Raw genomic sequence first — 14,586 nt, 5'->3', positions numbered from 1 at the left:
CTAAATATGCACGATCCTTATTATTCTTTCTATATATCTTTCCATTATTTTTTTGGTATTATTATACATGTCGATTCCGTGAAAAAGGCATGCTCTCTTATTGAGAGCATGCCTTTTTTTACTTATTTCACAGTATATGAACCTTGTTCAATCCAGCTATACATATACTTTTCATCTTCTGTTTCATGTGCTTGTTTTACAATACGAAGCGGACGGAATGTGTCTATCATAACAGCTAATTCAAGCGTCTCTTTCTTCCCTATACTTGCCTCTGTTTTCCCCGGATGCGGCCCATGAGGAATCCCGCTCGGATGAAGTGTAATAGAACCTTCTTCCACACCTTTGCGACTCATAAAGTTTCCTTCTACATAGTAAAGAACTTCATCACTATTAACATTACTATGATAATATGGTGCCGGAATTGACTCTGGATGATAATCGTATAAACGTGGTACGAAAGAGCAAATAACAAAATTATGTCCTTCAAATGTTTGATGTACTGGCGGTGGCTGATGAATGCGCCCTGTAATTGGTTCAAAATCCTCTACATTAAATACCCACGGATATAAATAGCCATCCCATCCAACAACATCTAACGGGTGGTGTCCTAAAACATGTTTATGCATATAGCCTCTTGATTTTGTCATTACGACAAACTCGCCTTTTTCATCATATGTCTCTAATTTTTCTGGACCACGAAGATCTCTTTCACAAAACGGACTATGCTCTAACAATTGTCCGTATTCATTTCGATAACGACGCGGCGTTGTAATTTGGCTATTTGCCTCTACAACAAGAAACTTAGTCTCTCCTTCATCCGGAATAACACGATAAATCGTTCCAATTGGAATCGTTACATAGTCGCCTTTTCTATAGTGAATCGTTCCAAACATCGTTTCAATTTTCCCTGTTCCATAATGAACAAATAACATTTCATCGCCATCACCATTACGATAGAAATAATCCATTTTTTCTGTTGGACTCACTACTCCAATTAACAAATCTTCATTTCCAAGTATGAAATTCCGTCCACTTATTGCATCACCACTTTTTTTACTTTCTTTCGTTCGAAAGTGGCGATGAGAAAGAGCAACATCCTCTTCATACTGCAACTGACAAGAATGCGATAATGCAGAATGACCTACTTCTGTTGGCATATAATGATGATACAAAATAGACTGCGTACCAGAAAAACCTTTTGTTCCCATTACCTGTTCACGATAAAGCGACCCATCTTTTTTACGAAATTGTACATGTCGTTTATGAGGTAGTTCTCCCATGTGACGATAAAACATGCCCATCACCCGCTTCCTTTTCTTTTTTGATCGTATTACGTAGTGTACCTAAACCAGTAATCGACAGTTCTACAACATCTCCATCTTGTAGCCACTCTTCTGTACCCAGTTCTAAAATACATCCTGTTCCTACTGTCCCAGAACCAATCACATCTCCTGGATATAACGTAACGTCCTCTGAAGCACGTTCAATCATTTCAGCAAATGTATAGTAAATATCTTGGAAGTTTCCTTTTGATAATAGTTTTCCATTTACATGAGCAGTCATTTCTAAATTATATCGATCACCATTACGATAAACGTCTAATTCCTCTTTCGTAACGAGATGTGTTCCTAATGAAGTTGCAAAGTCTTTTCCTTTCGCTGGACCGAGACCTACTTTCATTTCTGTTGCTTGTAAGTCTCTCGCACTCCAGTCGTTCATAATACAATAACCAAAAATATATTCCTCTGCTTGCTCTCGAGAGATATTTCGCCCTTCTCTTCCTATTACGCAAGCAATCTCCAACTCATAATCAAGCTTTTTAGACTTTTTCGGACCAATTACAAAATCACCGGAACCAATTACAGCACGATGATTAGTAAAATAAAAAACCGGAATATCATACCATTCAGGCACAACATCTAATCCTCTTCGTCCGCGAGCTGTTTTTACATGTTGTTCAAATGCGTAAAAATCTCGAATACTACTCGGATTAGGAAGAGCAGCTGTCAATTGTACTTCTTCTAAAGCATATATACCCTTATTTGGATTCTTAATATTCCGCACTACTTCTACATACTCATCCGCTTTCTCTAAAAATCCCATCATAGAAGAAGGGATTTTCCCTTCACTAGCAAGATTCATATCTATTACTTTGTCACCTTCAAGCCATCCAGCCCGTAGTTCTTTTGAAGGAAGACGAAATGTAACAAATTTCATCCTGATTCCTCCTTATAAAAATGAAATTTCCACCAGCAAAGGGACTTTTGCTGGTGGATACAAATCTTATAAGTTTCCGCGACGCTCTTGTTCTCTTTCAATTGATTCGAATAACGCTTTAAAGTTTCCTTCACCAAATCCACGAGAACCTTTACGTTGAATGATTTCAATAAATAAAGTCGGACGATCTACAATTGGTTTCGTAAAGATTTGTAGTAAGTAACCTTCATCATCACGATCTACTAAGATCTTTAATTCTTTTAACTTATCAATTTCTTCATCGATTTTTCCAACTCGTGCAGTTAGCTCATCGTAATAAGTATCAGGTGTATCTAAAAACTCCACCCCATTTGCACGAAGCGCTTCAACTGTTTTAACAATATCACTTGTTAATAAAGCAAGATGTTGTACACCAGCTCCATTATAGAATTCTAGATACTCTTGAATTTGTGATTTTCTCTTTCCGTCTGCTGGTTCGTTAATAGGAAACTTAATACGACTTCCATTCGTCATAACTTTCGACATTAACGCCGAATACTCTGTACTAATATCGTCATCATCAAAATGAATCATTTGTTTAAAGCCCATAACATTCTCGTAATAACTAACCCACTCTTCCATTTTTTCAACATTACCAACTACATGATCAACAGCAATTAAACCAGACTCTTCAAATGGAATATTAAATTCTACCTTTTGGAATCCTGGCATAAATGCCCCTTTATAATTTTTACGCTCTACAAGCGTATGAATTGTATCACCATACGTACCAATAACTGCTTTTTTCAATGTACCGTCCTCATCTGTTAATTCCTGTGGTGGAGCAATTGCGACGGCACCACGTTTCACTGCTTCTGAGTATGCTTTATCAACATCATCAACAAGTAGTGCCACATCCTTCACGCCATCACCATGAGTCTTTACAAACTCTGCAATACGATTTTCACTACTTAAAGCTCCAGACACAACGAAACGCATATTTTTTTGCACAAGAACATAAGATACCTTTTCACGGTTTCCAGTTTCTAATCCAGAGTAAGCCACAATTTTGAATCCGAACGCTCTCGCAAGATAATAACTCGATTGCTTTGCATTCCCTACGTAAAATTCCAAATGATCTACATCACGTACTGGAAAAAAGTCCTCCATTTGTGCAGCTAGCGTATCCATAGATTTTTGTTTCATAATATCTTCATCCCCCTGTAAATAGATTAAATGGTCCATACTTAAAACCAACCGAAAACGCTTCCAACATTAATTAATAGAAATTAGTTAGCAAGCTAACAAATTCTGACCTTTAAAATTTTCTATCTTTTCTGTCAAATTCCTCTTTTTTTCTTACATATAAAATTCGACTTTTTTCTCTTTGAAATAAAGCGGGATTTTATTCAGTGGATTTTTGATTATTCGTTGAATCAAGTTTCAACCGCAGCGTTTAATTAGCCATAAATGCTGGATAATGAGGTAACTTTAATACTTGAAGGTATATAAGAAGAATATAAAAAAGACTCCAACATATTAACTACTTACTAATACGTTAGAGTCTTTATTTTTTTTGAATGATTGTATTTATATATCTCATACTAATACATTTGCAAGGAATAGAATAAATGATGTTAATATTACCGCTCCACCTAAGGATCCTAATAAATCTGTTTTTGTTACTTGAAACACTTGTTCACTGTTCATATCCCTCATTCTCCTTCCTTTTTTGTTTGATTTAAAACTTCTATTATACTAATACACTTGATAAAAATACGATTAATGCTGTTAATACTACCGCTCCACTTGCTGATCCTACGAAGTCACCTTTTGTTACTTGTAACACTTGCTCTTTCATATCATTTATCCTCCTTTTTTTCTTTTGTTACAAAGCTTCTATTATACTAATACGCTTGATAGAAATACGATTAACGCTGTTAATACTACCGCTCCACTTGCTGATCCTACGAAGTCACCTTTTGTTACTTGTAACACTTGCTCTTTCATATCATTTATCCTCCTTTTTTTCTTTTGTTACAAAGCTTCTATTATACTAATACGCTTGATAGAAATACGATTAACGCTGTTAATACTACCGCTCCACTTGCTGATCCTACGAAGTCACCTTTTGTTACTTGTAATACTTGCTCTTTCATATCATTTATCCTCCCTTTTTATAAGTTATCTATATGTAATTTCTAAGAAATGTTTATTTCATAGTTTTTATGTTAACGTTACATTAAATTTGATAACGTAACGTTTGTAACATTAATGTAACATAACTATTATTACGTTGCAATATAATTACGTAAAATTTATTACACTTTTTTTACGTTTTTTTATAATAACCCTCAAAAACCTTTATTTAATGCGTTTTTCACTAAGTTCACGTTTGTAACATCCGTGTAACATTACAGTCATAAAGTGAAATGTAGTCATATTCCTCTCTATTTTTGTTACAAATTGTTTATTTAGTGCCACTAAACCTATCTAATCTTTACTTACTTTTAATATGAGATAAAATACCGTCTTTCCAAGATAAGTTTATATGTTTCCTCTATATAACTATGTATAATAAAAACAAAGAGGTGGTCATTTTGAAATTAATCGCATTAGATATGGATGGTACACTACTATCATCTAATCTTGAAATCTCCAAAGAAAACCTACAAGCAATCCAAACTGCACAAGAAGCCGGTCATATTGTAATGATCTGTTCTGGTCGTGCGAAAGAGGATGCTTTAAAGCTATTGGAAGAATATAAATTATCTCTTCCAGTCGGAGCAAGCAATGGGGCTATTGTTTATGTGGATGGAAAAGTAATTAACTCGCGTTGTATACAAAACGACAAAGTGTACAAACTTGCAAAATTACTAGAATCTGAAGGTTTCCCATATAAGCTATATACGAATAAAGGAGTTTATTCTCCATATACATGGCAAGATCAAGTGATGCAAGCATTCGAAGAAAATAAGCATGCGCTTGATGTTACATTAGAGGAACTTGAACGAATTACAGAAAAGCAAAAGAAATCGAACCTAATTACTGATTTCAAAAAAATAGAAGATGTTGTGAATAACCAAGAACTAGAAATATCTAAATTCTTCATTTTAACGTTTAATGCAGCGCATCGCGCACAGCTATTAAGTATATTACAAGAAGATGCTGATATTATGGTTACAGCATCGGCTCCTACTAACTTAGAAATTATGGATAGGAATGGACATAAAGGAAACGGGATACAGCAGATGGCAGCTCATTTTAATATCCCTATTGAAGATACAGTTGCTATTGGTGATAATTTTAATGATGTACCAATGTTAGAAGTAGCAGGCTTATCTGTTGCAATGGGCAACGCTGAAGAAGATGTAAAAAAGCTATGTGATGTTGTAACACTAACAAACAATGAACATGGTGTTGCTCACGCAATCGAGCAATTTGTATTGAAACAAGCTTCATCTAGTATATAAAAAAAGGACTCTTTCAATCTCTGAAAGAGTCCCTTTTTTATACGTGATGACAAGCAACAAAATGCTCTGCACCAACATTACGGAATTCTGGTACTGTTTTTTTACAAACATCCGTTGCAAATGGGCAACGTGTATGAAAACGACAGCCCGAAGGTGGATTTGCTGGACTTGGAATATCCCCTTCTAGTATAATTCGCTCTCGCTTCACTTTTGGATCTGGTATTGGAACAGCTGATAACAATGCTTTCGTATAAGGATGTAGCGGATTGGTAAATAACTCATCACGCGGTGCTGTCTCCACAATCGTACCTAAATACATAATTCCGATTTTCGTACATAAATGTTCTACTACACTTAAATCATGCGAAATGAATAAATAAGATAATCCCTTTTTCTCCTGTAACTCACTAAATAAATTAATAATTTGTGCTTGGATAGATACATCTAGTGCCGCCACAGGTTCATCAGCTACAATGAATTCTGGATTTAATACCATAGCTCTTGCGATTACGATACGCTGACGTTGTCCACCAGAAAACTCATGGGGATACCGGTCAATATGATAAGGAGCTAATCCACATAACTCCAATACTTCAATTACCTTTTCACGAACATTTTCTTTCGTCGCTAATCCGTGGGCCAACATTGGCTCTCCAAGCGCTTCTCCAATTCTCATTCTCGGATTTAATGAACTAAATGGATCTTGGAAAACGAGCTGCATATTAGGGCGATGTTTTCTTAATTCATCCTTGGATAAAGAATGAACATCTTTCCCTTTAAACTTCACTTCTCCCTCCGTTTTTTGAACGAGGCGTAAAATTGTTTTTCCTATTGTTGTTTTTCCGCTCCCTGATTCGCCAACGAGACCAAACACTTCACCTTTATTAATAGTAAAACTTACTCCATCAACTGCTTTTACATGCCCAATTGTTCTACTAAATACGCCACCCTTAATTGGAAAATATGTCTTTAGGTTTTTTACCTCTAATAATGGTTCACTCATTGTTCCGCACGCTCCTCATATAACCAGCAAGCTACTTTATGATTTTCATCATTTACATTTAGATTTGGAGCTTCTTTTTCACATATTTCCATACAATGCTCACAACGCCCACTAAAGTAGCAAAACTCACCTAAACCAACTAAATTCGGAACTTGCCCTGGAATAGAATATAGTTTATCTATTCGTTTTCCCATTACTGGTTTTGATTTCAATAATCCTTTCGTATAAGGATGTTTTGGATTTTGGAATATCTCTAGTACTGGAGCTTCTTCAATAACTTTCCCGCCATACATAACGACAACATAATCAGCCATTTCCGCTACGACACCTAAGTCATGTGTAATTAATAAAATCGACGTTTTAAATTCTTCTTTCACTTGTCTTAGTAGATCCAATATTTGAGCCTGAATGGTAACATCAAGAGCTGTTGTTGGTTCATCCGCAATTAATAGCTTAGGATTACAACTAAGTGCAACAGCAATCATAATACGTTGTAACATCCCACCGCTCAGTTCATGCGGATAAGAATGGACGATTTCATCAGCGCGGGCTATGCCAACTTTACGAATTAACTCAATTGCCTTCTTATATGCTTCATTTTTACTAAGTAATTCATGCTCCCTTAACGTTTCTACAATTTGCTCTCCTACAGTGAAGACGGGGTTTAGCGATGTCATTGGTTCTTGGAAAATCATTGCAATATCATTACCTCGTAAACTACGAAGTTCTTTCTCTTTCATTCCTAAAAGACTTTTTCCTTCATATAAAATGTCTCCACCCACTACACTGCCTGATTCAGCAATAAGCCCCATAATAGATAAAGCTGTTACACTCTTCCCGCAACCTGATTCTCCTACTACACAAACTGTTTCCCCTTCTCGAACCGCAAAGCTAACATGGTTCACAGCCTTTACTGTCCCCTCGTCAGTTTGAAAATGTGTTTGTAAGTCTTTCAGCTCTACTACCGCTTTACTCATATCTTCTCACCTACCGTCTCATCTTTGGATCTAACGCATCACGAAGTGCATCACCAAGTAAATTAATTGATACAACTGTTATAAAGATTGCAAAACCGGGCGGAATCCATAACCATGGACGCTTTTGGAAATCGATTAATGAGTTAGCTGCGCTAATCATGTTCCCCCATGATGGTGTAGGTGGAACGACTCCGAGGCCTAAGTAACTTAGTGCGGATTCTCCCAAAATAGAACCTGCAACACCTAATGTGGATACAACAATTAAAATGGGTAAAACATTAGGTATTAAGTGATATATAATTTTCCGGTAATCTTTTATTCCTAACACATCCGCAGCTTGCATAAATGCTTGCTCCCTAAGTGATAAAATTTGCCCTCTTACAAGGCGTGCAAGCCCTGGCCAACCTACTAGACTTAAAATAATCATAATGACATACAAACGATAATCAGACGGTACTTTCCACTCTGATAAAATCGCACCCATTATAATAAGTAACGGTAATCCTGGCATTGACATTAAAATATCTGCAAGCCGCATAATAATATTGTCCACAATCCCACGATAAAAACCTGCAATCGCTCCTAATAAAGCTCCAAGTATAACCGATAAAACCATTGAAGCTAAACCAATGGTTAATGAAATACGTCCCGCTTGCATAAGCCTTGTTAAAATATCTCTTCCTAATTGATCTGTACCAAGCCAATGAGAAACACTAGGTGGTTTGTTAATGAGCGCAACTTGTATTTTCCCTGATGCATATGGAGAAAAGAACGGACCAATAAAACAAAATAAAAACATAAAAAATAATGCATAAAACCCTACAAGTGCCATCTTATTTTTCTTTATCTTTTTAAAAGCTTGTCGCCATGGTGATGATTCGCTTCTGCTCTTTTTTTCTTTTTTTTCTGTAATTACTGTAACAGTCTCCATTTCTTCCTCCCCCTTACTTCAACCGAATTCTTGGATCAACAACTGCATATACGATATCTGCTAAAAAGTTTGAAACGATTGTTAAACAAGAAAGAAACATCGTAAATGCCATCAATACTGTATAGTCACGGAAATTTAATGCTTCTAATTGAATATTACCAATCCCTGGCCAGTTAAAAATTTGTTCAATAATAATTGCCCCAGAAAACAATCCCGGTAATTCAAATGCTAATAACGTAATTGCTGGTAATATTGCATTTTTTAATGCATGCTTATAAATAACCGTCTTCTCCTTCAAACCTTTCGCTCTTGCTGTTCGTATGTAATCTTGTCTTACAACCTCTAACATACTTGTTCTAAAATACCGAGTTAGCGAGCCGACCCCAAGAAGTGTCAAAATAAATACTGGTAAAATCATATGTTTTGCAACTTCTATCACGTAAGCAAATCCTGTTGAATTACTGCCAACATCAATCATTCCACCTATCGGTAATAACTTAAAGTCAACCGCAAACACCTTAATTAAAAACAAGCCGATAAAGAATGAAGGGAATGACATTGCTGCAAAAACACCGATTGTTACAAGTTTATCGAATAAAGAATGTTGTTTCGTCGCCGAGAATACACCGATAATAAGTGCAATTAGCCAAATAAAAAACAATGCAATAATTGCTACACTAAAAGAATTCCAAATAAATTTATTTAATAATGACGTTACAGGCTCTTGATATTGAAGCGAGAAGCCAAAGTCCCCTTGCAATGCATTACCTAACCAATGAAAATAACGCTCAACAATCGGTTTGTTCAACCCATATAATTCCCTCAGTTCAGCTGCTCTTTCCGGTGTAATTTTCGGGTTTGAATCAATATAATCCCCAGGGAGAAGTGCGAACAGGACAAAGATAATAATTGATGTACCAAGCAGTGTAGGAATCATTTGTAACAACCTACGAACAATATATGTTTTCACCCTTTTTCTCTCCAATCTTATGCTTAAAATAGAAGAACATTTTTTCAAAGCGGCACATTACTAACCGAATGAAAAAATGTCTTCTACTTATACATTCTTATCGTTATTTTTCAAATGATAATACCGGTAAGTTTGCACTAATACTGTTGTACTTTTCAGGATCAATTCCTTTTATATTCCCGTTATAACCAGTAATTGTTCTACGGTAGTTTAATAGAATTACTGGTGGATCATCACTTAATTCTTTATACAATTCTTTATAAATAGGTTTACGCTTTTCGATATCTACAGTTTCAATACCTTTTTGAATTAGCTCATCTACTTTTGCATTCTTATAACCAAGACTAGTTTCATTTGCAGTAGACAAATATTCACCAGCTGTTTCACTCGGGTCACTTGTAATCGGTGTCGAAACAGAAGCTAAATCATAATCTCCTTTGTTTACCTTAGAAAGCATCGTATTAAAGTCCATAAATTCAGGATTAAACTCTACACCTATTTCTTTATAATTCTCTTTCGCAATCGGAATTAATAAATCACTATCTTTAGCCGAACTTGGACCGAAATAAGAAAGTTTTAATTTTTGACCATCTTTTTCACGAATTCCATCCGAACCAACTTTCCACCCTGCTTCATCTAATAATTTTTTCGCTTTTTCTTTATCGTATTCGTATTTATTAACTCCTTCTTCCGTATAAGCCCAAGAAGTTGGATGAATTGGTACATTGGCTACTGTACCGTATCCTTTTAACGCTGTATCAACATATTTTTTGCGGTCTAATCCGTAAATAAGTGCTTGGCGAACCTTTTTATCCTTTAAGTAAGGCTTATTATTATTCATATAAATATAACTAAATGACGGCGCTGTTTCGATTTGGATATTTGCGAATTCTAAAGCCTTAGCCTGTTCAAGAACCTCATCACCGGTACCTAAGCCAGTATGGTCAACTTCTCCTGTTTGGAATAACTGAAGCTTCGTATCACCAGAAGTAATTTTATAAATAAAGTTTTGAATTTTTGGTTTACCCGCATAATAATTTTCGTTTGCTACAAAACGAACTTCTTGACCTGGAATATACTTTTCAAATTTATATGGACCCGCAGCTAATGGCTTTCCATATAAATCTTTTAAGTAATCTAAGCTTGTATTTTGCTTATAATCTTTTCCATAATAAGCTTTTGATAGTACTGTACCTCCTAAAACAAATATAGCTTGTGAATTCACTTTTTCAGTTGTAATTTTAATTGTTTGTTGATCAACAACTTGAATACCTTCAATTGAAGTTGCTTTTCCTTCTTTATATTCTTTACCACCTTTAACGGCATATTGAGAGATATCTACTTCACCTTCATATGCCTTATCATGTAAAAGCGTCAATGTGAAAGCTACATCATCCGCCGTTAATGGCGATCCATCACTAAATTTCAAATCTTTACGTAAATGGAATGTATATGTTAACTGATCAGAAGAAACGTCCCACTTCTCAGCTAATTCTGGAATTGGTTTCCCTTGTTTATCGGTTGATACGAGAGATGCAAAAATAACTGAAGTTACGTTTCCATCCCAACCATTTTGTTGAAAGTATGGTAAAAATACGCCGCCTGGCTTACTAATACCAACTACTAACGTATCTTTTCTATTCTTCGCTTTGTCTGGCACTTTCGTTTTATCTGTCGCAGCAATCTTTTCAATTTTCACACTTTTTAAATCCTGCTGTTTAACCGGCTCTGTAGAAGCCGCATCCTCCTGTCCCCCACAAGCAGATAACACAAGCGAACTACTCAGTAATACCGAAAATACACCAGCCCATTTTTTTGTCTTTTTCTTCATTGTCCCCACCCTAACTTTTCTTTTTTTAATAATTAAACCTTATGAACTGCTTGCCTTATGTATGCCTCCCACAGCAACATTTTATAGCCAATCGGAAAAGTCGGTTTTAATCGTAAAAAAATAGATGTTTTTGAGGGGTAACAATCTTATTCCGACCTTTCCGGTAGACTTTATGGTTATTAGCTTATATCTTCAGTTATATTTTGTCAATTCTTTCTAAATAAATATTTCAAGAATTTTTTTAAAATTATTATTCTATCTTTAATTTAGGTAAACTTAATAAAACTCCGTTATAGTCACCTTCTTATAATCCTTGAATTCGTGCATGATGTGTAGACACCATTTTGCTATTATTCAAGAAGATTACAAGCGGGGCTTCGCTTAACTCTTGATATAATTTTTTATAAATTTCCTTTCGCTTTTCAATATCCAACGTTTCTAATGCTTGCTTAGCTAATTCATCTACTTTCTGATTATAATATCCATCATAATTTCGTTTACTTGTTGAAATAAACTCTTCAATCGCTCTCTTTTATTTCTTATAAAAAAATTAAAAATTCACTTCTATTCGTTCAGCATGAAACATAGAATACTAATAACCAATTACCAAAAAGGGGGCGAAAATATGGACAACCTATTCCAATACGTCCTGCACTACGTATTATTAACAATTATGATAGTCGGAGCGCTATTACTATTCCCGTTCTTCCCAAAGTTCGTCCTCTTTTTAGCTTTTTTTATCATGCTCGGGATCGCTATTATAATTTCAACGAGAGAAGATGCCACGCAAAAAGAGAGCAGAGTTCAGCGCGTAAAGCTGTAACTTTGCTCTCTTTTTGTTTTCATTCACTAGTCTCTGTTACACATATTTATCCCGCTATTTGCCGTGCAGTAAGACCCCCACCTCAAAATTCAGCGAAAGCAAAAGAAGTTAGGTCAGGGTCGGGGTGCCCGTAAAAGCCCTCACTTTATCTCTCGGGAAATAATTAGCCTTTGTTTTTGTAATTACTCCTATCGAAAAACCACTAATGACATTTATTTTTCACCTTATCATTTTCATATGTTTCACAAACTATGCAAATTGAGGAAAATGGATTTATCTAAGTTACTGTTTCACGTGAAACACATCGCTTCATTTAACCTTTAAAGCAAAATATCATTATGAAGAAAGCCACTTCCTCCAGCAAAACTGAAAGGAAGTGGCTTTCTACTCATTACTCCACAATATTCTCTAATTCATTATATAAATCTGCTCGTAACAACTCTTTCTTCGTTTTTTCCTCATATAATTTTTCAAGTTTTTCAACATCAGCTACATGTTCCATTCCACATTCTATTGCATATATATCTTCTTCTACATGCATTAACTCATTTTCAATCTCTTCAAGATTCCTAGCTTCTTTCTCTTTTAAAGGAACCGTTTCAACACTTTTTCTCCCTTGGCGTTTCTGCTTTATTACTTGCTTCTCAAGCTTTTCCTCCCACTTTTGACGAGCCCATGCATAATTTCCTGCAAACTCAAATAATTTGCATCTATCAATCCAGTACGTCTTTTCAAATAACTTATTTAAAAAATATCGATCGTGTGAAACAGCTAAAATCGTCCCGTTATATTGCTCAAGGGCTTCCTCTAAAACTTCCCTTGATTCAATATCAAGATGGTTTGTCGGCTCATCTAAAATTAGAAAATTGATGTCTTGATACATAAGTTGCGCAAGTCTTAATCTCATTTTTTCTCCACCGCTCAGTTGTGTTACTTTCTTAAACACCGCTGGACCATAAAATAAAAACTTAGCTAATATATGTCTTGCTTCTCCTTCTGTTACAGCCACATACTCTCTAAACGCTTCCAATACATTACTCTTCACATTTCCATACGTATGCTGTGATAAATAACCAATTTTGACACTACTACCAATGCGAATTTCACCAACGTCTGGATTTATTTCTTCTAATAGTAGTTTTAATAATGTAGTCTTTCCTGTACCATTACGACCAACGATAGCAGCACGCTCTTGAAAACGAACATGTAAATTCGCTTGTTCAAATAAAGGTCGGCCAGCAAAACCTTTACTCACTTCTTTCATTACAACAACATCTTTTCCGCTTCTCTCTTGCCCTTCAAACTGAAGACCCATCTGTTTTCTTTCTAAAATCGGCCTCTTTAATTTCTCTATACGCTCTAACGCACGTTCCATATTCCTCGCTCTTTTATGCAATCCTTCATTCGGAGGATTCGCTTGATTTGCCCATTCACGTAGGCGCTTAATTGCTTCTTTCATTTTCTTTATTTTCTTTTGCTGCTCTTGATAAGCTTGAAACTCTTGAAGTAACCTTTCTTCCTTCTCCTCAACGAACTGAGAATAATTCGTATGGTACACGTGAATCTCTCCATCTTCCAAATCCAAAATTTTCGTTACAACTTCATCAAGGAAATAGCGATCGTGTGAAATAACCATAACTGTTCCAGTATATTCTTTTAAAAACTTCTCTAACCATTCAACTGCAAACAAATCTAAATGATTTGTTGGTTCATCTAATAGAAGTAAATCTGGTTTCTGCAATAGCATATATGCAAGGCTTATTTTCGTCTGTTCTCCTCCACTTAATTCCGTAAATACTCTTGGAAATAAGTTTGTGACTTGTAAGCCATTTGCTACCTTCATTATATTTGCCTCTATTTCATAACCACCGAGAAATGCAAATTTTTCTTGAATTACTCCGTACCTCTCCATTAGCTTTTGCAAAGCAGATTGTTCCTGCTCCTCCGCCATATTTTTTTCTAGAGCATGCATTTCTTTTTCTAATTCCTTTTCTACTTTAAAAGCGGAACTCAATACATCATATACAGTCATGGCCTCATCAAACTTCGGAATTTGTGCGACATGACCAATACGTGTACCTTTCTTCATATGAATGGCTCCTGCATCCAAACTCTCCATTCCCGTTAGAAGCCCAAAGATTGTTGTCTTCCCACTACCGTTACGACCAACTAACCCAACACGTTCACCATTCTTTATTTCAAGCGATATATTTTCAAATATGATGTTTCCACCAAAAGATTTCGTTACATTATTTACACTACAAATAGTCATTTTCCGTACTCCTTTCAATATAAAAAACCATGAGAAAGAAACATTCCCCATGGTTTTCGGCATAGAAAAAGGAAGCCAAATAGCTCCCTTTTCACACGTTTATTAAAAAT

Annotated in this window: 15 protein-coding genes and 1 pseudogene; 2 read left to right on the top strand and 14 right to left on the bottom strand. The window is 35.5% G+C overall.

What is annotated here, in order from left to right; translation table 11 throughout:
• Positions 1-122: 122 nt before the first annotated feature.
• The 7 genes from NST86_RS01270 to NST86_RS01240 all read right to left on the bottom strand — a co-directional run bounded on the left by NST86_RS01270 (position 123) and on the right by NST86_RS01240 (position 4,355).
• A complete protein-coding gene (locus NST86_RS01270) occupies positions 123-1,295 on the bottom strand; it encodes a homogentisate 1,2-dioxygenase (RefSeq protein WP_013141710.1) in 1,173 nt (390 codons plus the stop codon).
• Positions 1,261-2,217, bottom strand: coding sequence for a fumarylacetoacetate hydrolase family protein (locus tag NST86_RS01265; protein ID WP_016119011.1), 957 nt, complete (start codon positions 2,215-2,217; stop codon positions 1,261-1,263). The genes NST86_RS01270 and NST86_RS01265 overlap by 35 nt, the downstream gene beginning before the upstream one ends.
• Positions 2,218-2,283: 66 nt before the next feature.
• Positions 2,284-3,402 carry a 4-hydroxyphenylpyruvate dioxygenase gene (hppD, locus tag NST86_RS01260; protein ID WP_000810922.1) on the bottom strand — a complete coding sequence of 373 codons (1,119 nt, stop codon included), beginning with the start codon at positions 3,400-3,402 and terminating at the stop codon, positions 2,284-2,286.
• Between the two features lie 393 nt (positions 3,403-3,795).
• On the bottom strand, positions 3,796-3,906 hold the full coding sequence (locus NST86_RS01255; RefSeq protein WP_001083690.1) for a DUF3948 family protein: 111 nt from the start codon (positions 3,904-3,906) through the stop codon (positions 3,796-3,798).
• A gap of 43 nt (positions 3,907-3,949) precedes the next feature.
• Complete coding sequence (locus NST86_RS01250) at positions 3,950-4,057, bottom strand: DUF3948 family protein (protein WP_000664237.1); 108 nt, start codon at positions 4,055-4,057, stop codon at positions 3,950-3,952.
• Positions 4,058-4,098: 41 nt separating this feature from the next.
• Entirely contained in the window at positions 4,099-4,206 is a 108-nt protein-coding gene (locus NST86_RS01245; protein WP_000664237.1) for a DUF3948 family protein, read from the bottom strand.
• A 41-nt stretch (positions 4,207-4,247) separates the two neighbouring features.
• Positions 4,248-4,355 carry a DUF3948 family protein gene (locus NST86_RS01240; protein ID WP_000664237.1) on the bottom strand — a complete coding sequence of 36 codons (108 nt, stop codon included), beginning with the start codon at positions 4,353-4,355 and terminating at the stop codon, positions 4,248-4,250.
• Positions 4,356-4,796: 441 nt separating this feature from the next.
• Here NST86_RS01240 and NST86_RS01235 point away from each other — a divergent pair, with 441 nt between their 5' ends.
• Positions 4,797-5,669 (top strand): Cof-type HAD-IIB family hydrolase, encoded by an 873-nt coding sequence (locus NST86_RS01235; RefSeq protein WP_000766423.1) that lies wholly within the window; start codon positions 4,797-4,799, stop codon positions 5,667-5,669.
• Positions 5,670-5,706: 37 nt separating this feature from the next.
• Here the strand turns inward: NST86_RS01235 and NST86_RS01230 are convergent, their stop codons facing one another.
• From NST86_RS01230 to NST86_RS01205, 6 genes and pseudogenes are all read right to left on the bottom strand, one after another.
• Positions 5,707-6,672, bottom strand: a complete 966-nt coding sequence (locus tag NST86_RS01230; RefSeq protein ID WP_016119010.1) for an ABC transporter ATP-binding protein — start codon at positions 6,670-6,672, stop codon at positions 5,707-5,709.
• Entirely contained in the window at positions 6,669-7,649 is a 981-nt protein-coding gene (locus tag NST86_RS01225) for an ABC transporter ATP-binding protein (protein ID WP_000030767.1), read from the bottom strand. Before NST86_RS01225 ends, NST86_RS01230 begins: the two co-directional genes overlap by 4 nt.
• Before the next feature lie 10 nt (positions 7,650-7,659).
• A complete protein-coding gene (gene opp4C / locus NST86_RS01220) occupies positions 7,660-8,580 on the bottom strand; it encodes an oligopeptide ABC transporter permease (protein ID WP_061663598.1) in 921 nt (306 codons plus the stop codon).
• A gap of 13 nt (positions 8,581-8,593) precedes the next feature.
• Entirely contained in the window at positions 8,594-9,550 is a 957-nt protein-coding gene (locus NST86_RS01215) for an ABC transporter permease (RefSeq protein ID WP_000860748.1), read from the bottom strand.
• 103 nt (positions 9,551-9,653) lie between these two features.
• Entirely contained in the window at positions 9,654-11,381 is a 1,728-nt protein-coding gene (locus NST86_RS01210) for an ABC transporter substrate-binding protein (RefSeq protein WP_000730665.1), read from the bottom strand.
• 304 nt (positions 11,382-11,685) lie between these two features.
• Positions 11,686-11,904: pseudogene (locus tag NST86_RS01205) on the bottom strand (ABC transporter substrate-binding protein); the annotation flags it as partial.
• A 102-nt stretch (positions 11,905-12,006) separates the two neighbouring features.
• On the opposite strand from NST86_RS01205, the gene NST86_RS01200 reads away from it, so the two are divergent.
• Complete coding sequence (locus NST86_RS01200) at positions 12,007-12,204, top strand: hypothetical protein (RefSeq protein WP_000369254.1); 198 nt, start codon at positions 12,007-12,009, stop codon at positions 12,202-12,204.
• Positions 12,205-12,595: 391 nt separating this feature from the next.
• Here NST86_RS01200 and abc-f read toward each other — a convergent pair whose 3' ends face one another.
• Positions 12,596-14,476 (bottom strand): ribosomal protection-like ABC-F family protein, encoded by a 1,881-nt coding sequence (gene abc-f, locus NST86_RS01195; RefSeq protein ID WP_086424133.1) that lies wholly within the window; start codon positions 14,474-14,476, stop codon positions 12,596-12,598.
• Positions 14,477-14,586 lie beyond the last annotated feature (110 nt).

The organism is Bacillus sp. FSL L8-0199, assembly GCF_038005705.1.
Taxonomy (GTDB): Bacteria; Bacillota; Bacilli; order Bacillales; family Bacillaceae_G; genus Bacillus_A; species Bacillus_A cereus.
Note: the sequence above shows the minus strand (reverse complement) of the source record. Positions and strands in the feature narration are given on the sequence as shown.